This is a genomic window from Bordetella genomosp. 11 (assembly GCF_002261215.1).
GTDB lineage: Bacteria > Pseudomonadota > Gammaproteobacteria > Burkholderiales > Burkholderiaceae_B > Bordetella_C.
The window spans coordinates 213,645-234,122 of sequence record NZ_NEVS01000004.1; the positions used below are offsets into that span (position 1 = coordinate 213,645).

Genomic DNA, 20,478 nt, shown 5'->3' on the forward strand with positions numbered 1-20,478 from the left:
GTGTCGCCGCCCGACACGAGGCTACGAACCAAGGGGTCGTGGGTTCGAATCCTGCGCAACGCGGGAGCCCGACCCCGACAGCACGCCGCGCAGGTAGCGTTGCGCGGGCTTTTCGATGGCGTGGGAGCAGGCTGTCGCCAGAAGCAGGCTGATCGCCAGCATGACCGCCATCAGCGCAATCGACGCGCTGCTGGAGAGTTCCTGCCGGTCCTGGATGCGTACGCCCAGCGATAGCACTTGCGTCGTCGCGTGCTGCACAAGTCCATGGACCAGGTACAAGGCATACGAGATCTCGCCCAGCCATACGAACACTCTGTTATCCAGCCATGCGGCCGCCCGGCCACGGTTCGACGCCACGGCCACGAGCAGCGCGGCCAGCAGGACGACCGTCAGTAGATCCGGGGCCTGGAAGTGCAGCGCCGCCAGCAGCGCGGCCATCGCGGCAAGCGCGAGCGCGTCGCGCGATGGCAATGCGCCGCGCGCCGATGCGGCATATCCCTGGTACAGCAGCATGCCGAGCAGGAACTCCGGAATGCAGCGCATGAAGGTGGTCCATCCGTCCCATTGGTTGTAATCGTCGTGGGTCAGCCAGGCGAGCAGCGCCAGCACGGCGAATGCACCGAGAACCGGCAGGGCCTGCGCTCGCCAACCGCTGCGCCAGACCAGCGTGGCAACAAAAGGGAACGCGAGGTAAGCCATGAATTCCAGGCTGATGGACCACGCCGCGTAATTCCAGCTTAGGGTGCTGGCATGAATTCCCTGCAGCATGAACAGATTCGCCAGCAGGGCGAACAGGGATCGCACGCCATAGAGCGGAATACCTGACAGGAGTCCGCCTGAAGCGTGCTCCGCCACGCGCGACCCCAGCGCGATCAGCAGGAACAAGCCCAGCACTGCCAGATGCAGCGGATATATACGCGCGATGCGCGCCGAAAGGAATGTCCAGTAGCCGCGCGGCGAAACCCGCGAGGCAAACTCTTCCCGATACACATGCATCATCACGAAGCCGCTTAGCATGAAGAATAGATCCACCGCGAGGTAGCCCTTATTCAGCAATGCGGTATGCCGGTCAGGATGGATGTTCGGGAAATACAAGACACCGTAGTGGTAGAGGACGACCCACAGTGCCGCGATGCCCCGCAATGGGGTAAGGGCGGGCAGGTGTCGGACGGTTTTGCCCGGTGCGGGCTTTTCATTGATGTGCGAGGGGCTGGAGTGTGTAAGTAAAGTCATTCCTGTGCAAGGGTGGGGCGGGCCAGTGGCCGCCAGCGCGGGCAGACTGCATGCCGTGCGATTGAGAAGGTGGCCGGATGCGGGTGGCCCCGCGCGTGCAGGGCCGTGGCGCAGGGCGTTCGCCAGGGCCAGATTGGGTTCGAGCCTATCACACCGGTTTCGGAGGCTGCAAACCAGCGCACCCTGCCGGGTGCCGGCCGGCGGCATCGGCGTTATGCTCGATGCATGGCTACCGGAAGCAAGAAGGTCATTTACGTTGCCCTGACCGGCAATCTGCTCATCGCCCTGACGAAGTTGTTCGCCGCGCTGTATACCGGCAGCTCGGCGATGCTGTCGGAAGCCGTCCATTCGCTGGTGGATACGGGAAACGGCGGCTTCCTGTTGTACGGCATGCGGCGGGCCAAGCTACCGCCAGATAAGCGCTTTCCGTTCGGGCATGGCAAGGAGATCTATTTCTGGAGCTTCGTGGTCGCTCTGCTCATCTTTTCGCTCGGTGCCGGCATCTCGGTCTACGAGGGCATCCGGCACCTCCGCCACCCGGTTTCGATTGAAAATCCGCTCGTCAACTACATCGTGCTCGGCCTGAGCATGCTGTTCGAGGGTAGTGCGTGGGTGGTGGCGCTGAAGGAGTTCAGAAGGCAGAAGGGCAAGCGGGGTTACCTGGAAGCGGTCGAGGCCGGCAAGGATCCCACGGCGTTCGCGGTGTTGCTGGAAGACAGCGCCGCGATGTTGGGGCTGCTGTTCGCCCTGGCGGGGCTGACCCTGAGCGAAGTCACGGGCAACATGCTGTATGACGGCGCGGCTTCGATCGTCATCGGGCTGATACTCGCGTCGGTGGCAATCCTGTTGGCCAGGGAGACCAAAGGCTTGCTGATCGGCGAGAGTGCCAATCCAGAGGTCGTGGACGGTATCCGCGCATTGGTCGAAGAGACCCCCGGCGTCGATCGCGTCAATGAAGTCCTGACCATGCATATCGGCCCGGACTTCATATTGGTGAACATCAGCCTGATGCTGTCCCCGGCCCTGGATCGTGCTCAGGCCCATGAAACGCTGGACCGCATCGATGCGCGGATACGGTCGCGCTATAGCCGCATCAAACGCGTGTTCATCGAATCGGAAACGCGGCTGCGGGTCGGCGAGGCAGCTCGCGCCCGTGGACCGGAGACCTCCGGCTGATCGCCCGGCCCAACCGCGGCCGGCCCAGGCAGGCTTGAGCCATCACCCCTGGATGGCGCCGAGCACCCGGGCGATGTCAGCCGCCGGCACGGGCCGCGAAAACAGGAAGCCTTGCGCTTCGTCGAAGCCTTCCCTTTTCACCGCGTCAAGCTGCGCCTGGGTTTCGACGCCCTCCACCGTCGTCGTGATCCCCAGGCTGCGGCCGATGCCCGCGACCGCGCGGATGATGGCCAGCGACTCCCTGCCGTCCGGCAAGTCGCTGATGAAGGCGCCGTCCACCTTGATCTTATCGAACGGGAAAGTGCGCAGATAGCCCAGGGACGAATAGCCGGTGCCGAAGTCGTCCATGGCGATCTTCACGCCCAGCAGGCGGATATCCTGCAGTATCCGCAGATTCGTATCGCACTCGTCCAGCATGACGGATTCCGTGATTTCCAATTGCAGGCGGCTGGCGGGAAGCCCCGACGCGGCCAGCGCCGCCGACACCGTATGCACGAGATCGCCGTTTCGGAATTGCAGCGGCGACAGGTTCACCGCCACGGCGGTGCCGTCCGGCCAGCGGCTGGCTTCGCGGCACGCCGTCTGCAGTACCCATTCCCCGATCGGGATGATCAGGCCGCTTTCCTCCGCCAGCGGGATGAACTCCGCGGGGGAGATCATTCCTTTGCCGGGATGTCGCCAGCGTATAAGCGCCTCGCAGGTACTGACCTTGTTCGTCGCCAGTTCGACCACGGGCTGGAAGTAGACTTCCAGCTCCTGGCGGGCAATGGCGCCCTTCAATGCGACCTTGAGCTCCTGCTGGGCCTGGACGCTGGCATCCATGCTATCCACATACCGCCGATAGGTGCCGCGACCCTCCGACTTGGCGCGATAGAGCGCGACGTCCGCGGCGCGGATCAGCTGGTCCGCGGTGCTGCCTGCGGCAGGCGCGAAAGCGATCCCGATGCTGGCCCCGATGGTGACGGAGACGCCTTCCAGCTGGAAGGGTTCATCCAGCGTGCGGATGATCCGCTCCGCCAGTTCCTCGACATCCTCGGGGGCGCGGACGGCTGGCTGTATGACGACGAACTCGTCGCCTCCCAGGCGGGCGATGGTGTCGGTGTCGTCGACACACGACCGCAGGCGGTCCGCCGCCTGGCGCAGCAGCAGGTCTCCCACCGGATGGCCGTAGGCGTCGTTCACCGACTTGAAGCCGTCCAGATCCAGTATCAGGATCGCCAGTTGGGTGCCGGGGGCCAGGCGGGCAAGGTCGCGGTCCAGGCGTTCGCGGAACAGCACCCGGTTCGGCAGGTTCGTCAGGGCATCGTGCCGGGACATGTGCGATATCTGGGTCAGCGCCTGGAAGCGCTCCTGCTCGGCGCGACGCCGGTCGGACGTGTCGCGGAAGAAGATCGAGAGTCCTTCTTCCGTCGGGGCCGCGTGGACTTCCAGCCACATGCCCAGGGCGGCGACGTACTCCTCGAATGTCACCGAATCCCGCGTCGCCAGCGCCTTGCGGCATTGGGCGGCGAAGGCGCCGTTCTCTTCATCGGGGTAAAGGCGCCAAAGGCCGGTGCCTATCGCCTCGTCTCCCAGGCCCAGCAGGCGCCGGGCATTCGAATTCATGTACGTCAGCCGCCAGGCGGGATCCACGACGAGCACGCAATCCAGGGTACTTTCCAGGACGGATGCGAGCCGGTCCGCCGCTTTCTCCGCCGCCCGCCGCGCCGACTCGGTCACGTCGCGGGCCGCCTTGGCCTCTGTGATATCGCGCCAGATGGTCAGGATGCGCGCCGGCTTTCCATCCTTGCCAGGCACCGGCGTGGTGACCACGTCCATGCAGCGTTCCTTGCCGTCGTGGGTGGTGATCGTCGTTTCGAATCGCGCGCGGTGTCCCGCGCGCGCGCGTTCGAAGGCGGCCGTTACCGTGCGCATATTATCCGGCGCGACCACCTTGTCCCATCGCGCTTCGCTCACGTCGGCAGCGTCGGACAAACCGAAGATCTCGCGGCCCGCCCGGTTCATGAGCAGCGGCTTTCCGTTCAAGTCCAGCAGCCGCACACAGTCCGGGCTGCTCTGGAAGATGCTGCGGATCAGGATCTCGCTTTCGCGGACGGCCTCTTCGGCGCTCTTGCGTTCGTGCACGTCCTCCAGCAGTCCGTACCATCTCGAGACCCGGCCATGCTCGTCCAGGCGGGCCGCCGCGCGGCTCCTGAACCATTTGTAGGTGCCGTCGGTCAGGCGAACCCGGTATTCGATATCGCAGGGATCTCCGGTCCTGACCGAAGCGTCCCAGCGCTCCTGGGCCAGCGGCAGATCGTCGGGATGGACGCTGTCGGTCCAGCCGGACCCGTAGGTGGATTGCGGAGACAGGCCCGATACCTGGGTCCACGTCGCTCCGGCTTCGATGACGTGGCCGGCCGCATCGGCAATCCATGGGATCTGCGGATGAAGCTCGACCAGCGACCGGTAGCGCTCCTCGCTTTCCCGCAGGACGCGTTCCGCTTCCCGCAATTGCGTCACATCCGTGATCAGGACGAGCAGCAGCCTGCGGGAGAGGCCCGACTCCGGGAACAGGATGCGGTGCTTGTGCGTGACGAAGGTTTTGCTGCCCTCGGGCGAGGTGATGGTTTCTTCGAAGATGCGAGGTTCGCCGGTGGCGAATATCGCCCGGTCGACCGCGACGATGGCATCCGCCTCGTCGTGGGGCAGGAAGTCGTAGTCCGTCCTTCCGATGACCTCCGCCAAAGGCCGCCGCATCATGGCGCAGGCAAGCGGATTCATATAAAGAAAACGGGAGTGCTCATCCTTGACGATAACGGGATGGCGGAATTCCTCGAAGATGGCGGGGAATACTTCCAGCGCGCCATCCACGCAGCGCGGTTGCTGATCAGGTAGAGCAGCGGACATCCCATCTCTCCGAGGCAATGCTGGGGCGGTGCCCCTTCAGTCTGGCGTTGCGGGTCATGCTCAACGCGCCTTTTATTTAATCGTGTGGCGATACTATGCCATCGGTAAGGCGGACGCGCTGCAGGGATATATTGCCTTTTCGCGACACCTTGCAGAAGAGCTATCCGGCGACGTGGCGGCGGCGAGCCGGCGGTTCGAAAACGGATGTAGAGTCCATGAGCAATCCGCGTGCGCGGGTGCGCCGGCGGATATCCGCCGCCATACGAAAAACCTGATAAATCGAACAGGAGACAAGCATGGCTACCGAGACATGGTCGGACCGGGCGATAGCGATTACCGGCGCGGCGGGGGGCATAGGCGCCGCCTGCGCCCGCCAGCTCGACGCGCTGGGCGCTTCCGTGATCCTGATGGACCGTGACGAAGCCGCGCTGCAGCGCGTGGCGGCGACGCTGCGCCCCGATGGCGTACGGCGTATCGTCGCCGCCGATCTTAGCGAACCCGGCGCGTGCAGGGAGGTCTTCGATTCGATCGACGAACTGTACGGGCTGATCCACATGGCCGGCATCTACCAGACCGACGACCTGGCGCCGGAAAGCCGGGCGGTGTGGGACCGCACGATGGCGGTCAACCTGGACATGGCTTTCGACCTGGCCAGCGCGGCGGCGCCCCGGCTGTGCGATCGCGGCGGGCGAGGGGCCCGCATCGTCATGGCCGCCTCGCTGGCCTATCGGCGGGGCTCTTTCGACCATCTTGCCTATTCGGCTTCCAAGGGCGGCATCGCCGGCCTGACGCGCGCGCTGTCGCGGCGGCTGGCGCCACAGGTGCTGGTCAATGCCGTCGCGCCGGGCATTATCGACACGGCCATGCCGGCCCAGTTGATCGCCGCGCGCGGCGACGCGGTACGGCGCGAGATCCCGCTGGGGCGGTGGGGGACCGCCGACGAAGTCGCCGGCACGGTGGTATTCCTGTGCAGCGACGCGGCCAGCTACATCACGGGCCAGATCATCAATATCGATGGCGGGATGATCAACGGCTGAATCGCCGGACGCCGGCGGATACACGCGGCGCGGGCCGGTTCTGCCCGCGGCGTCGTTGCGGGGCGTGGGTGTCGGCGCAGGGCAGGACGGCGAACGCCGCATTCCCGGGTGGCTGCGGGAAAACCCTGAGTCAATAATATTGACCGATTGTATTACGGGATCTAGTCTGTACCTGGACCGCCGCTCGATCGGCGCGTCGCCTGGATGGCCCGCCGCTACGCGGACATTCTCCGCGCCATCGGCCCAACACGGCGTCCATGATGCGATCGACCCGCCGAGGCCGTCCCGCACCGCCGATTCCGGCGGCATTTTTTTAGTCCGGTTTGTCGTCAGACAATCCGTCAATAAGATCGAAAAAGGAGGAAGCAGCCAAATGGTTTCAGTAGCCCAAGCCGCGCCGGTGCGTCTCGCCGGCACTTCCACCGAGCAGAAACGCAGGAATGCCATCAAGGGCGCGTTCTTCTCGGAATTCATCGATATGTTCGATATCTATCTGCCGGTGGTCGTGCTGGCCCCGGTGCTGTTCTATTTCCAGCCACGCGGTATTGCCCCGGAAACCGAGGTCCTCCTGGCGTCGCTGGTATTCATCACGACCTTGCTGGGCCGACCGATCGGTGCGCTGATCTTCGGCATGGTCGCCGACCGTATCGGCCGCCGCAAAGCTTCCATCTGGTCGGTGTCGGGCTTCGGCGTGGTGACACTGTTGATCGGCCTGCTGCCGGGTTATGACAGCATCGGCATCGCATCCTATCTGTTGCTGGTCGCGCTGCGGTTCGTCGACGGCATTTTCCTGGGTGGCGGGTATACCGGCGCCATGCCGCTGGCCATCGAATACTCGCGCAAGTCGCAGCGCGGATTCGTCGGCGGCCTGATACTGGCGGGGTTTCCGGCCGCCTATGTCTGCATCAATCTGGTGGCGATGCTGATGTTCGCGCTCTTCCCGCTGGCCGGTGCGCAATCGCCTTACGCGCAGGTGGGCTGGCGGATTCCCTTCCTGATCGGCGCGGCGTTGGCCGGCGTACTGGCCTGGTATTACATCCATAAGGTCGCCGAGTCGGAGATCTGGCAAACCGAGGTGAAGAAGGATGGCGCCGGCGCCGGACCGGCCAGGGAGAAACTGCCGCTGATGGACCTGGTTCGCGGACGCAGCGGACGCAACCTGCTGCAGGTGCTGCTTCTGATGACCGGCTTCTGGCTGACGCAGAATCTGATCACCATCTATATGCCCACGGGATTGCTGGCCGCCACGCTGCACCTGAGCGCTTTCGACACCGCCGCCACGCTGCTGGTGTGCTATGGAACGCTGTTCTTCAGCTATATCGGTTCCGGCATGCTGGGGCAGCGCATCGGTCGCCGCCGCTTTTTCCTCGTGGCGGGGCCGCTGATCGCGACCGTCGGCGCGGCCCTGTTCTATGCGCTCTCGCGGGCCGGCGGCATGCCGCTGCCGGTGATCATGCTGCTGGTCGTCCTGCTGTCGATCCTGGTGACTTCGCCATGGGGCGTGATCGTCACATACATCAACGAGCGTTTCGTGACCGACGTGCGCGCCACCGGCTTCGGCGTGGGATTCAGCCTGTCGGTGATCATCCCGTCGTTCTATGCCTTCTACATGAACTGGCTGGGCCGTCTCATGCCGATGCGCTTGGCGCCGGTGGCATTGCTGGTGATCGGCGGCGTGATCGGCACGATCGGCGCCATGATGGGTCCCGAGACCCGCGATGTGGATTTTTAAGGATGACGACCATGCGCAAGGATAGGGCAGGCTTCATTGGCCTGGGCAATATGGGCGGACGCATGACGCGGCGCCTGGTGGACGCCGGCATCGCGGTGACCGGCTTCGATACGGACGCGTCGCGGGCCGCTGCGTGCGGCGCGGCGGCCGCGCGTAGCGTGGGCGAAGTGGTGGCCGCGGCCGACGTCATCCTGATGTCGCTGCCGGACAGCCATGTGGTCGAGGCGGTGGTCGAGGGCGCCGACGGCGTGCTCGCGCATTGCCGCGCGGGGCAGGCCATCGTGGACTTGAGTACCGCCGCGGCCAGTTCGACCATGCGGCTGCACGAACTGTTCCGCGACAAGGGCGTCCACTATATCGATGCGGGGATTTCGGGCGGCGCGGCGGCCGCCGAAAAAGGCACGCTGACGCTGATGATAGGCGGCGATGCCCAGGCCGTGGAAGCGGTGCGCTGGGTATTCGAGCCCTTCAGCGCCAAGGCGCTGCACATGGGCGCGAGCGGGGCGGGGCATGCGACCAAGCTGTTGAACAACTTCCTGAATGCGGTCAGCCTGGCCGCGACTGCCGAGGTGATGGTGGCCGGCAAGAAGGCCGGGCTGGACCTGCATCAACTGCTGGAGGTATTGAACAGCAGCAGCGGCGTGAACTTCGCCACGCAGAACCGCTTCCCGTACATCGTCGATGGCAATTATCTGGAAGGCGGTTTGACGAGCAAGCTGATGACCAAGGATGTGGTGCTGTACGTGGACCTGGCGCGCGAGCTGGGCGTGGCGTCGCTCAATGCGGCCGGCCCCTTGTCCTGCTTCGGCCTGGCCACGGCGCTGGGTTATGGCGACAAGATCAGCAACCGCGTGGTCGATGCGATCGGCGACGTCTCGGGCGGCGTCAGGCTCAAGGACCAGGGGACACGATGATGGCGCTGACGCAACGACAGCAAAACCTGAAAGATGCCTTCGTGCGCCTGCGTGGCGCCTGGGGCGAGGAATGGGAAAGCATCCTCAGGCTGGACCCGGGATTCTTCGAGGCCTATCTGAACCTGGCCTCGGTACCCTGGCTTAAGGGGCAACTGGAACCCAAGGTAAGGGAATTCATCCACATCGCCGCCGACGCGGCGGCCACGCATCTGTACCGTCCTGGCATCAAGGCGCATATCGAAGCCGCGATACGCCATGGCGCGACGCGCGAGGAATTGATGGAGGTACTGGAACTGATCAGCACTGTGGGGATCCACGCCGCCAACGCGGGTGTTCCGGTGCTGCTGGAGGTGCTGCGGGAAGAAGGACTGCGCGACGCGCCCGCTCCGCTGGACGAGCGCCGCGAGGCGTTGAAGCGGGACTTCCGCAAGAATCGTGGCTATTGGCACGAGACCTTCGACGGCCTGCTCGAACTGGATCCCGATTTCTTCCAGGCCTACCTCGACTTTTCCTCCGTGCCGTGGCGCACCGGAGTGCTGGCGCCGAAGGTCAAAGAGCTGATGTACTGCGCCTTCGACGCGTCGGCCACGCACCTGTACCTGCCCGGCCTGAAGCTGCATATGCGCAACGCCATCGGCTACGGGGCTACCGCGCAGGAACTCATGGAAGTGCTGGAAATCGTCAGCACGATAGGCATCCACGGCGCCGCGGTGGCCGTGCCCATCCTGGAAGAGGCGTGGGCCGCGCGGGGCGCCTAGCCGATCGCCCGGACGCCGCCGCGCGCCGCCATGGCGTGGGGCGCGCCGGCGCCGCCTGCCTATTGCGACGGAGGCACGTGCAGCACCGCGACCTTGCCGGCCAGCGCCGGCGCGGGCGGCGGATAGCGCAGCAGGACCTGGGGATCGTGGCCCGGCACGATGTGCGCGTGGCTGTCGGCCAGCGTGTCCAGCCGGCGGTGGCCTTCCAGCATGTCGCCGACATTGAGCACGGCGGGAAACGGGCGGCCTTCCTCCATGTTGCGGTAATAGTGCGAGGCATCGGAGGCCAGCACGACCCAGCCGCGCGCCGTGTGCACGCGCACCACCTGCAAGCCCTTGGTATGTCCGCCGATACGGTGCACGGTGATCCCGGGCGCGATCTCGGCATCGCCATCGTGAAAGCGGACGCGGCCCGCATAGACCTGTTCGACCATTTGCAGCACGTCGCGCAGGTTGAAGGCTTCCGCCATGCAGCGGTGAGCCATATAGCGGCCGGTGGCGTACTCCATTTCGCGGTCCTGCAGATGGAAGACCGCGTTGGGATAGGCCGCCAGATTGCCGATGTGGTCGTAGTGCATGTGTGTGACGATCAGATCGCGCACCGCGTCGACGTCCACATCCATCAGCTTCATCGCATCGCGCATTGGATGGATCAGTTTGCGGCCGCGCGCGCGCGCCTCGTCGGCGTCGAAGCCCGCGTCCACCACCCAGGTGCGCCCGGCATCGCGGATCAGCCACACGAAATAGTCCATGGGCATGGGGCCGTTGTGCGGGTCGCCGCCCAGGAAATTGGCGCTGGCGGTGCGTTGATGTTCGCCATATTTGATGGCGAAGACTTCGTACTCGGGAAGCATGGCGGGTCTCCTCCGTCTCGGATGCGGGATCGGGCGATGATAGGTAATGTCGGACAGTCAGTCAATAATACAATTCAATCCGCCGAGGGACGGTATGATCCGTCCGCGGTTCCAACCAAGGAGATGAACGGATGATCGTCGAAATGCGTGTCTATCACTGCGCTCCGGGCAGGCTGCCCGCGCTGAACGAGCGCTTCACCAACATTACGTTGGGGTTCTTCAAGAAGTATGGCATCGAGCAGATCGGCTTCTGGACCACGCTGGCGGGGCCGAGCAACCAGACGCTGACCTATCTGCTGAAATGGGAGAGCCTGGCCGAACGCGAGCAGAAATGGAACGCCTTCCAGGCGGATCCGGACTGGGTCCGCCAGCGCAATGCCACCGAGGCCGAGAAGATCATCGTCGAGCGGGTGGAAAACCAGTTCCTGGCGCCCACGGCCTATTCGGCTTTGCGCTGACGGCGGTTGCCGGCCGACCGTGCCGGCCGTCGCCGGTACGATTTTCCGGGCATGCGCCTTGCTATCGACACTCTCCACTCCTGGAGGTGCAGCATGGACTCAGGTCGCGACGGACGCATGGTCAGGCATGGCGGCAGTTTTTACCACTTCCGGACGGTGGAACAGGCCGCGGGGTTCCTGCGGGCGCTGCAGGACGGCAAAAGCGTCGAATCCTGCAGGCGGCGCTGGCGTCCCAGCCTGGTGCAGGTCGCGGCCTCCGTCGCCGCGCCGGGCATTGCCGCGCAGCCAGGCAAGGATTGATCGCTATTTGACCGCCACCAGGACCGGCTGCTCCTGGTAGATATCCGCGAACATCTGCTTCAGATTGGCGATCTTGGGCAGATCGTTGTAGACGATGTACGGATAGCGCGGATTGTTCACCAGGAAGTTCTGGTGATAGGCCTCGGCCGGATAAAAGCCCTTCAGGTTCTCCAGCGTGGTGACGATGGGCTTGGCATAGACGCCGGCCTTGCCCAGCTGGGCGATATACGCAAGCGCCACTTCGCGCTGCATATCGTTGGCGTAGAACACGGTGGATCGGTACTGCGTGCCGGTATCCGGGCCTTGCCGGTTCAGCTGCGTAGGATCGTGGGCCACGGAAAAATATACCTGCAGCAGTTTGCCGTAGCTGATCTGGCGCGGATCGTAGGTCACCGCGACCGACTCCGCGTGGCCGGTGTCGCCGCCGCTGACGTCATCGTAGTGCGCCGTGCCGGCGCTGCCGCCGGCATAGCCGGAAACCGCCTGCTTCACGCCGCGCACGTGCTGGAATACCCCTTGCACGCCCCAGAAGCAGCCGCCGGCGAAGACGGCGGTTTCGGTGGCGGCGGTCGTGGCGGGCTCGTCCCGGACGGGGGGCGGGATGGCGACCGCGGCCTCGGCGGCGCGGGCGGGGGCATGTCCGGCGAACAGGACCGTCGCGGCGGCCGCGCAGGCGGCAAGCGCCAGGAAAGGCCATTTGGCCGGGAAACGGGCGGCGAATGTCATGATGGGGCTCCGAAGGGGCGGGGGCGAACAAATTATGGCGCCGCCGCACCCCCGGAAACTTAAATTAACCGTGATATTGCCGCCGCGACGGCGCGCGCCTGCGCGACAATAGCGACCGCCGGCCCATACCGGCGCCCGGACGCCGTTACCGATATGACCTCCGCAAAACGCATCCTTATCGTCGAAGACGACGCCCATATCGCCGAACTGCTGCGCCTGCACCTGCGCGACGAAGGCTACGACGTGGTCCACGCCGCGGACGGCGACAACGGCCTGCGCCTGCTGGAAGGCGGGGGCTGGGACCTGCTCGTGCTCGATCTCATGCTGCCGGGCGTGGACGGGCTGGAGATCTGCCGCCGCGCGCGCGCGATGACCCGCTACACGCCCATCATCGTAACCAGCGCCCGCGCCAGCGAAGTCCATCGCATCATCGGCCTGGAGCTGGGCGCCGACGACTACCTGGCCAAGCCTTTCTCCATGATGGAGCTGGTCGCCCGCGTGAAGGCCCTGCTGCGCCGCGTGGAGGCGCTGGCCCGCGACGCCCGCATGGAAGGCGGCATGCTCGATATCGCCGGCCTGCGCATCGATCCGCTCGCGCGCGAGGCCTTCGTCGACGGCAACGCCGTGGACCTGACGCCGCGCGAGTTCGACCTGCTGTATTTCTTCGCGCGCCATCCCGGCAAGGTTTTCTCCCGCATGGACCTGCTGCACGAGGTCTGGGGCTACCAGCACGATGGCTACGAACATACGGTCAATACGCACATCAACCGGCTGCGCCTGAAGGTAGAGGCCAATCCCGCGGAGCCCCGGCGCATCCTGACGGTATGGGGCAAGGGCTACCGTTTCGCGGCGGCCGGCGGCGGGGATGCCGCATGAGGCACCTGAGCCTGTCGCAGCGCCTGTCCCTGGTCTTCGCGGTGCTGCTGTTGGCATGTACGGCGGCGGCGGCCTGGCTGCAGATCAACGCCAACCACTTGCGGGAAGAGGAAACCGCGCAGCGCTTGTCCAGCGGACTGGCGCGGCACATCGCCGACAGCGCGCCGCTGATGGACGCGGACGGGCTGCGTCCCGGCGCCGTGCGGGATTTGTTCGACAAGCTGATGGCCGTCAACCCCAGCGTCGAGGTCTACCTGTTGTCCAGGGACGGTCGTATCGTCGGCGACGCGGCGCCGCGTGGACACCTCAAGCGCGAGCGGGTCGATATGGAGCCGGTGCGGCAGCTGCTGGCCGGCGCCCCCCTGCCTGTCCTTGGCGACGATCCGCGCAGCGCGACAGGGCGCAAGGTCTTCGATGCCGCGCCTTTGACGGTACGCGGCGAGAACGCGGGCTATGTCTACGTGGTCCTGCAGGGAGAGCGGCGCGACGCCCTGTCGGCCAATCTGGCCGCCAGCGCGACGACGCGCACGATGCTGATGTCCCTGGGGCTCGTGGCCCTGTGCTGCCTGATAGCCGGGCTGGTTGCCTTCGCCCTGATCACGCGGCCGCTGCGTCGATTGACGGCGGTGGTGCGGGACTTCGACGCCAATGAGCAGGCCGCCACCGAGACCTTGCGCGCATCGCCGGCGGCCGCCATGCCGCCCGCCGGCGGCGATGAAATCGGCGTGCTGGAACAGGCCTTCCGCCAGATGGCGGCCCGCATCGCGGAGCAATGGCGCGAGCTCAGCCGGCAGGACCAGCAGCGGCGCGAGCTCGTCGCCAATATTTCACACGACCTGCGCACGCCGCTGACCTCCCTGCACGGATACCTGGAAACCCTGCTGATAAAGGCCGATACCCTGGATGACGCGGACCGGCGCCGCTACCTGGAGATCGCCCTGGGACAAAGCCGCAAGGTCGGCCGCCTGGCGCAATCCCTGTTCGAGCTGGCGAGGCTGGAATCCGGCCTGATCCAGCCGGATAAGGAAGTCTTCGCGCTGCCCGACCTCGTGCAGGATGTCTTCCAGAAATTCGAGCTCGCGGCCGAAGCGCGCGGCCTGCACCTGTCGGCCGGCTTCGACCGCGATCTACCGCCTGTGGAGGCGGACATTGGCATGATCGACCGGGTTCTGACCAATCTGCTCGACAATGCCATCCGCCATAGCCCGTCGGGCGGTACGGTAGACGTTCGCATGAGCGCTGACCGGGGCGCGGCCATCGTCACGGTCGGCGACGACGGACCGGGTATACCCGAGCCCCTGCGCGAAAATCTCTTCACCCGCGCCTCCGTATGGCGCTCGGATCGCGCCGAGTCCGGCGGCCTGGGCCTGCTTGCCGTGCATCGCATTCTCGCCTTGCATGGCGGCGATATACGGCTGGTGCCGCGATCGGGCCGGGGGGCCGTCTTCGAATTTCGCCTCCCCGCGGCGGCCGCCCGGCCGACCACGCCCGCCGCGTAGCGGCCGGTCCAGGGCCCGGGCCGCCACTAGGCACAAGGCATGGTGCGGCCTCGCCTGTAGATCGATAGTTGTAGGTCCGTGCTTTCGACCTAGGAAGCGCCCTATGCCCCGTCGCTCGTACGGCCTAGGGTGAACGCATTCTGGAGCTCTCGCATTACTGCGCGCACTATCTGCGCGGAGTAGGTATGACGTGAACGCCTGAATCGGATGGGACATGGACAAGAAGACCGTTGCGTTGCTCGTGAATGCCACGAACCAGCCTGGATGGGTGCATGACGTCGCCCAGTGGCTATCGCGTGAAGAACACTTCCAGATCGCCGCGCTGATCGTCGCCTGGGACGATACGCAGTCCGCCGAACGCAGCCTGCCGTGGTCGCGCGACCCGCTGGGGACCGTGGCGCGGCTGGAATCGCGCATGCTGGAAACCCGCCACCGCGCGCAGCTGGCGACCAGCGAGCTGACGGCATCCCTGCCTCCCGGTACGCCGGTGCTGGACCTGGGGGTCACCCGTGGCCATGGCGGCCTGCTGGCGGCCGATCCGGAGCAACTGCGCGATCTGATCGCACTGCGCCTGGACGTCATTCTGATCCTGGGCGCGCCGGCGATACGGGGGGAGCTGGCTTCCCTGCCGACCCACGGGGTATGGATGCCCGTGCACTCGGACCTCAAGGACCAGCAGCACGTGGCCCATGCCGGGTTCTGGGAGGTGTATCAGCGCGCCGACCACACCACGGTCAAGCTGTGGCGGCTGGGGGCGACCGAGCAGGCCGATGAACTCCTGGACGCGCGCAGCTTCAACACCGAAGTGTTCTGGCTGAAGAACCGCGCGCGCGCGCTGAGCCTCGCCAACCTGATGATCTTCGATACCTTGCAGGCGATGGCGCAGCCGGAGCGGCGCAAGCAGCCCTCGTCGTCGCTGCAGATCCATACGGCGATGACTCGGCCGCAGCCAGCCCAATGGGACGGCGCCGCTTACCTGGCACGCCAGGCATGGCTGGCCTCGAGCATGGTGCTGCGCCGCGCCATGAAGCGCAATGTGCGGTGGCGCATCGGTATGTGCCCGACCGGGCGCCAGGAGGTCGTTACCTCAGAGGCAGCGGTCATGGTGCCGCCGAAGGGGCGGTTCTTCGCCGACCCCTTCGTGTATACGCGCAACGGGCAACCCTATATTTTTTTCGAGGATTATTACTTCCGCGAGCGTAAAGGGAAGATATCGGTCGCCACGTATATCGACGGAGCCTTCCGCTTTCTGGGCGTGGTGCTGGACCTGCCTTATCACCTGAGTTTCCCCTACATTTTCGAATACGGCGGGGCTACCTATATGGTCCCGGAAACCTGCGGTAACCGAACCATCGAATTGTGGAAATGCACGGAATTCCCGCTTAAATGGGAATTACATTGCAGGCTGATGGATAATATTTCGGCCGTGGATACCATCGTTTTCCCTTACGGCGGGCATTGGTGGCTATTCACGAACATCGATCGAACCGATGGCGTCAGCCATTGCGACGAACTGTTCGCCTTCTATGCCGACCGTCCCGACACGGACCGCTGGACGCCGCATGCGCTGAATCCGATCGTCCATAGCCCCGTCAAGGCCCGCAACGCCGGGGTGATCCTGGCGCCGGACGGCAGCGTGGTCCGCTGCGCCCAGTCGCAGGGCTTCCAGCACTACGGCAACGGGGTATCGCTGAACCGGATAGAGGAGCTTACGCCCCATACCTACCGGGAGGCCGACGGCCCTGTGAATTACCCCAGTTTCCTGCGCAAACCATACGCTTCCATGCATCACTGGCATCACCACGGCGGCCATACCGTGTTCGACTTTGCATTTATGGAATAACAAATACCGGCGCGCGCCACCGCGCGTGGCGCGCCGGTAAAAGGAAATCCCCCGCAGCATAATCGCGGCGCATCGCGTAAAGCAGCAGCAGCGTTTCGCCGCTCCCCCTCGAAACCCGCATGAAATAAGGCTCGGAGCTCTACATGAAGACACAACTCGCCCAGGGTCGCTTGCAAAAGCTTGCAGACCGACTCCATTCAAAACTTGTTTAGTACCGCATTTAAACCAGCGTGGCGCTGATGTTTATTGATGTAGAAAAAATCAGGAAGGGGCGGCTCCGGGGGCATCCGATTGATACTAACGGATGACTTCGCTTCCTGTCGGTTTATGTCGATTGGATAAGCTTGATTTTGGACTGGGCTACCCATAACATGGGCTGGTCATCCTAACGATGACTACTCAAGTTTCGGTCGGTTCCGCCAACGTCTCGCCCAAGTGGTCGGCAGGCACACCGAACAAAAAAATAGCCGCCGTGTGTTTGCGCTACGTACCATTCACTGCTGCACTCTTGTTGCATCTGATGATGTCCTATGGGGAAAGCTATGTCGAAAATGGTCTTGATCGAGGCTCATCCACTTTTAAGGCTGGGTCTGCGTCAAATTCTGGGCAAGGTTGAAGGCGTGTGGGAAATCGTCGGTCTGGATCTGGCGAATCTGGACGAAGCCGCTGAGCAAAACCGCGGTGCCGAACTTCTGATTTTCGGCTTGCCGATCGAAACCGAAACCGGTTGGCAAGCGTTGGCGGATGTGCGTCGGGTGCTCGCGCCCAAGCGCATCCTCCTGCTGGTGGACAACATGCCGATGCAGGCCCTGTCCCGTCTTCCGGAAGGAAGCATCCATGGATGCCTGATGAAAACGGCATCGATCGAGGTGCTGGAAGCCGCCATACGGCTGGTGATGGCGGGAGGGCAATGCTTTCCGAGCGGCCAGATGGCGCAACCGTCGGCCACCGCCGATGCGCCCGCGGCGGCGACGGTGCAGCATGCGCCTGCCAATACCTCGATGATGATGGCCGGCGACGGCGATCACGCGGCCAGCCAGAAGATGGCAATGCCGATCACGGCCGGGGCGCAGTTGCTGAAGATCACGCCGCGGCAATACGAAGTCCTGGTTCTGCTGTCGCGCGGCTATCCGATCAAAACGGTCAGCCGCATGCTCAATATTTCCGTGGCGACGGCAAAGACCCACGCTTGCACGCTGTACCAGCGGCTGCAGGTGAAAAACAAAGGGGAGGCGGTATACACGGCCTTGCAACGTGGCGCGACGCTGGATTGGGATTCCAGCGGTGCCAATGGATCCAGTTATGAGCGCAACCGGCTCTAGCGCGTTAGATCGCGGTTTTTGTCGGACTTCGAAGCAAGCCTTTCGATGAGAGTCGGGGCTTGCTTTTTGCATTGGGAGCGAGGCCGTTAAGGCCCATGCGTCGGCTGTCATCCGCACGACGGAGATGCACAGGGGCATGCCCTTGATACGATGGCGCAGGCCGTTCCCGAGCAAGCCACGATCGACCCGATCCGTGCCATGGCTGGGACGCTCAGCACATCGTGAGAGGCTCCCGGCGAATGACTACCGTCCTGATCGAGGAATACGCGATTCTGCGCATCGCCATCCAACACATCCTGGAGACCGCGCGCAGCCCCGAAAGTGTCATGGCCATGGCGCCGCAGAAGTTGAACGAGTTGTCCTTATCCGCGGTGCGTCCCGTGGAATTGCTGGTCCTGGGAATCGCCGGAGTCACGGATAACGACTTGCACTTGTTATCGGCATCGATGTCGCTGCTGGCGCCCCGCCACACGCTGGTGCTGCACGATGCGCTCGACCCGCGCTTCATGCTGGAGGCGGCGCGCTCGGGTGTTTGCGGGCTGCTTCCCAAATCGTCCACCACCGAAGCCATTACGGCCGCCGTGCACCTGGTGCTGGCCGGCGGACAGTGTTTTCCGCGCACGATCGTCGAGGCGACGCAGACCACGCCGCATTTGCCAGGGCGCGGCCATGCGGCGATACGGATGCTCACGCCCAGGCAGGAAGAGATCCTTCGGCTGCTGGCGAAGGGCCGCACGATGCGCGAGATCAGCCGGGAAATCGGCATCTCCGTCGCTACCGTGAAAAGCCACGCGCGCACCCTGTATTGGAAGCTGAACGCCCGCAACCAGGCTGAAGCGGCCTATATCGCCGTGCAGGAGGGGTTGCTGCGCGACGAGGCGCCGGAGGCGAAAGGCGACGAGCCGTCGCCCGGCTGACGTCCGCGGACGTGCGTGGCGACCGGTTCCGTGGGGGTGGCGACCGGCATGGCGGCAGGCGCCCTGGCGGGCGCGTGCCCAGGGCGTTCGCGCGCCGGGAAACGTCGTGCCGCGCGTGGCCGCGGGAAGCCTATTGGGCCTTGCGGACCGTCGCCCGTCCGGGTTCGCGTAGCGCGATCAATTCGCGCTCCAGGCGCTCCAGCACGGTGTCGGTATGCAAGTGGGCGCGCGCGTAGCGCAGCGCCGCGTCGCCCAGCACCGCGCGCTGCGCGGGCGAGGCCGCCAGGCGCAGCATCGCGCGGGCCATGGCGCCAGGGCTCTCCGGCCGGACGACGATGCCGCATTGGGCGACGACCTGGGCCAGCTCGGTACCTGGCGCGGCGCCGCAGATAACCGGCTTGCCGCTGGCCAGCATGCCGGTCAGCTTGGACGGCATGACGAGATCCGCCGCGCCCGCGCGCTGCGGCAGCAGATGCAGATCGGCGGTCGCCAGCAGGGCGGGCAGGTGTTCTGCCGGCTGCAGCGGCAGGAAATGAACCTGTGGCAGGTCGGCGCAGCGCAACCGCAGTTCCTCGCGCTGGTGGCCTTCGCCGCAGAAAATGAAGTGGATGCCGGTGCGCCGGCGCAGGATTCGGGCCACGCCGGACAGGGTTTCCAGGCCCTGCTTGCCGCCCATGTTGCCGGAGTAAACGGCGACGATGGCGTCCGCCGGGATGCCCAGCTGGCCACGGTAGTCCACCGCGGCGCCGCCGGCACGCGCGGCATCCACGTCTATCCAGTTCGGAAACAGTACGAGGCGATCGTCGCCGATGCCTTTCTGGCGCGCCAGCGCCAGCATGCGGGTCGAAATGGTGGAGATCCGGTCGAAGCGCCGCATCAGCCAGCGTTCGATGCCGCCGACCAGGCGCTTCAGCCGGTCTCCCTTGAGCAGGCCCAGTTCGAAGGCTGCATCGACTTCGTAGTCCTGGATGTGCAGCCATGCGCGCGCGCCGCACAGGCGCGCGGCGGCCACGGCCGCGGGCGCGCAGAAAAGAGGCGGCTCGACGACCACGATGACGTCGGGGCGGCGCAGCGCGCAGGCCAGCAGCAGGGGCAGGCTGGACAGGGCGAAGGTCGCCAGGTGCAGCAGGCGCTTGGCGCCGCCCGGCTTGGGCGGAACCCAAAGCGGCGCGCGCAGGACCTTGACGCCCTGCCACGCCTGGGCGGCGTAGCGGCCGGCGCGGTAGCCGGGTTGTACGCGCCATTGCGGGTAGTACGGCGGAGCGGTGATCGCGGTGACCCGGTGGCCGCGAGCGGCCAGCCAGGCGGCCATTTCGCCGGTGTATTTGCCGGTACCGGTAAGCTCCGGCGCGAAGTTGATGCCGTAGACGAGTATCTTCATGGAAGCGTCCGCACGCGTGGGCGTACCGGACGGCAGGGCGTCCCATGGCAGACCATACCGGACGGCATATCCTTGAAGACGGAGCTTCGCGCCCCGATGACGGCGTTCTGGTGGATCGTGACGCCCGGGGCGATGAAGACATCGGTGGCGATCCAGGCACCGTCCTCGATCACGATGGGCTTGCCGCGGATCGGAAATTCGGGCAGCGCGGCGTCGTGGTCGCCGGCGCATAGATAACCGCGCTGCGAGACGACCGCATGATTGCCGATGTCGATGTCGGCCAGGCTGTACAGGACGACATCGTCGCCGATCCAGGAGTAATCGCCGATGCGGACCTTCCATGGATAGGTGATTTTCGCGCTGGCGCGGACCAGCACCTTCTGTCCGATACGGGCTCCGAACAGCCGCAGCAGGAAACGCCGAAAGCCGTAGGCGAACTGGGGCGAATAGCGGAATGCGGTGCTTTGCACCATCCACCACAGCTGCACGTACAAGGCGTTCCGGCCGCGAAAGCCGGTGGGCATCTGGAAAAGATTGAGTCTTTGGAAAGTGTCCATGGCGCC

The 20,478-nt window shown here is 65.1% G+C and carries 18 protein-coding genes; 12 read left to right on the forward strand and 6 right to left on the reverse strand.

The window, feature by feature from the left end; genetic code table 11:
• Positions 1-21: 21 nt before the first annotated feature.
• Complete coding sequence (locus tag CAL28_RS08605; protein ID WP_176463934.1) at positions 22-1,233, reverse strand: acyltransferase family protein; 1,212 nt, start codon at positions 1,231-1,233, stop codon at positions 22-24.
• Between the two features lie 105 nt (positions 1,234-1,338).
• Between CAL28_RS08605 and CAL28_RS08610 the strand changes: the two genes are divergently transcribed.
• Entirely contained in the window at positions 1,339-2,409 is a 1,071-nt protein-coding gene (locus tag CAL28_RS08610; protein WP_217906555.1) for a cation diffusion facilitator family transporter, read from the forward strand.
• A gap of 42 nt (positions 2,410-2,451) precedes the next feature.
• On the opposite strand, the gene CAL28_RS08615 is transcribed toward CAL28_RS08610, so the two are convergent.
• Positions 2,452-5,298, reverse strand: a complete 2,847-nt coding sequence (locus tag CAL28_RS08615; RefSeq protein ID WP_094841013.1) for an EAL domain-containing protein — start codon at positions 5,296-5,298, stop codon at positions 2,452-2,454.
• Positions 5,299-5,594: 296 nt separating this feature from the next.
• On the opposite strand from CAL28_RS08615, the gene CAL28_RS08620 reads away from it, so the two are divergent.
• The 4 genes from CAL28_RS08620 to CAL28_RS08635 all read left to right on the forward strand — a co-directional run bounded on the left by CAL28_RS08620 (position 5,595) and on the right by CAL28_RS08635 (position 9,739).
• Positions 5,595-6,335: an SDR family NAD(P)-dependent oxidoreductase gene (locus tag CAL28_RS08620; RefSeq protein ID WP_094841014.1), complete on the forward strand. Its 741-nt coding sequence runs from the start codon at positions 5,595-5,597 to the stop codon at positions 6,333-6,335.
• Positions 6,336-6,708: 373 nt separating this feature from the next.
• Positions 6,709-8,067 carry an MFS transporter gene (locus CAL28_RS08625; RefSeq protein ID WP_094841015.1) on the forward strand — a complete coding sequence of 453 codons (1,359 nt, stop codon included), beginning with the start codon at positions 6,709-6,711 and terminating at the stop codon, positions 8,065-8,067.
• Between the two features lie 11 nt (positions 8,068-8,078).
• Complete coding sequence (locus CAL28_RS08630) at positions 8,079-8,981, forward strand: NAD(P)-dependent oxidoreductase (RefSeq protein ID WP_094844496.1); 903 nt, start codon at positions 8,079-8,081, stop codon at positions 8,979-8,981.
• Positions 8,978-9,739, forward strand: coding sequence for a carboxymuconolactone decarboxylase family protein (locus CAL28_RS08635; RefSeq protein WP_254926055.1), 762 nt, complete (start codon positions 8,978-8,980; stop codon positions 9,737-9,739). Before CAL28_RS08630 ends, CAL28_RS08635 begins: the two co-directional genes overlap by 4 nt.
• A 59-nt stretch (positions 9,740-9,798) precedes the next feature.
• Here the strand turns inward: CAL28_RS08635 and CAL28_RS08640 are convergent, their stop codons facing one another.
• Complete coding sequence (locus CAL28_RS08640) at positions 9,799-10,593, reverse strand: N-acyl homoserine lactonase family protein (protein WP_094841017.1); 795 nt, start codon at positions 10,591-10,593, stop codon at positions 9,799-9,801.
• A 131-nt stretch (positions 10,594-10,724) separates the two neighbouring features.
• On the opposite strand from CAL28_RS08640, the gene CAL28_RS08645 reads away from it, so the two are divergent.
• Both CAL28_RS08645 and CAL28_RS08650 read left to right on the forward strand, forming a co-directional pair.
• A complete protein-coding gene (locus CAL28_RS08645) occupies positions 10,725-11,051 on the forward strand; it encodes an NIPSNAP family protein (RefSeq protein ID WP_094841018.1) in 327 nt (108 codons plus the stop codon).
• Positions 11,052-11,144: 93 nt separating this feature from the next.
• A complete protein-coding gene (locus tag CAL28_RS08650; RefSeq protein ID WP_141218155.1) occupies positions 11,145-11,351 on the forward strand; it encodes a hypothetical protein in 207 nt (68 codons plus the stop codon).
• Positions 11,352-11,354: 3 nt separating this feature from the next.
• Here the strand turns inward: CAL28_RS08650 and msrA are convergent, their stop codons facing one another.
• Entirely contained in the window at positions 11,355-12,077 is a 723-nt protein-coding gene (msrA, locus tag CAL28_RS08655) for a peptide-methionine (S)-S-oxide reductase MsrA (RefSeq protein ID WP_094841020.1), read from the reverse strand.
• Positions 12,078-12,230: 153 nt separating this feature from the next.
• Here msrA and CAL28_RS08660 point away from each other — a divergent pair, with 153 nt between their 5' ends.
• The 5 genes from CAL28_RS08660 to CAL28_RS08680 all read left to right on the forward strand — a co-directional run bounded on the left by CAL28_RS08660 (position 12,231) and on the right by CAL28_RS08680 (position 18,534).
• A complete protein-coding gene (locus CAL28_RS08660) occupies positions 12,231-12,953 on the forward strand; it encodes a response regulator transcription factor (protein WP_094841021.1) in 723 nt (240 codons plus the stop codon).
• On the forward strand, positions 12,950-14,452 hold the full coding sequence (locus CAL28_RS08665) for a sensor histidine kinase (protein ID WP_094841022.1): 1,503 nt from the start codon (positions 12,950-12,952) through the stop codon (positions 14,450-14,452). Before CAL28_RS08660 ends, CAL28_RS08665 begins: the two co-directional genes overlap by 4 nt.
• Positions 14,453-14,666: 214 nt before the next feature.
• Positions 14,667-16,295, forward strand: a complete 1,629-nt coding sequence (locus tag CAL28_RS08670; protein ID WP_094841023.1) for a glucosamine inositolphosphorylceramide transferase family protein — start codon at positions 14,667-14,669, stop codon at positions 16,293-16,295.
• A gap of 542 nt (positions 16,296-16,837) precedes the next feature.
• A complete protein-coding gene (locus tag CAL28_RS08675; protein WP_094841024.1) occupies positions 16,838-17,617 on the forward strand; it encodes a response regulator transcription factor in 780 nt (259 codons plus the stop codon).
• Between the two features lie 239 nt (positions 17,618-17,856).
• Complete coding sequence (locus CAL28_RS08680; protein ID WP_094841025.1) at positions 17,857-18,534, forward strand: helix-turn-helix transcriptional regulator; 678 nt, start codon at positions 17,857-17,859, stop codon at positions 18,532-18,534.
• A gap of 130 nt (positions 18,535-18,664) precedes the next feature.
• Here CAL28_RS08680 and CAL28_RS08685 read toward each other — a convergent pair whose 3' ends face one another.
• Both CAL28_RS08685 and CAL28_RS08690 read right to left on the reverse strand, forming a co-directional pair.
• Positions 18,665-19,915, reverse strand: coding sequence for a glycosyltransferase WbuB (locus CAL28_RS08685; protein WP_094841026.1), 1,251 nt, complete (start codon positions 19,913-19,915; stop codon positions 18,665-18,667).
• On the reverse strand, positions 19,912-20,472 hold the full coding sequence (locus tag CAL28_RS08690; protein ID WP_094841027.1) for a putative colanic acid biosynthesis acetyltransferase: 561 nt from the start codon (positions 20,470-20,472) through the stop codon (positions 19,912-19,914). The genes CAL28_RS08685 and CAL28_RS08690 overlap by 4 nt, the downstream gene beginning before the upstream one ends.
• Between the last annotated feature and the right edge of the window lie 6 nt (positions 20,473-20,478).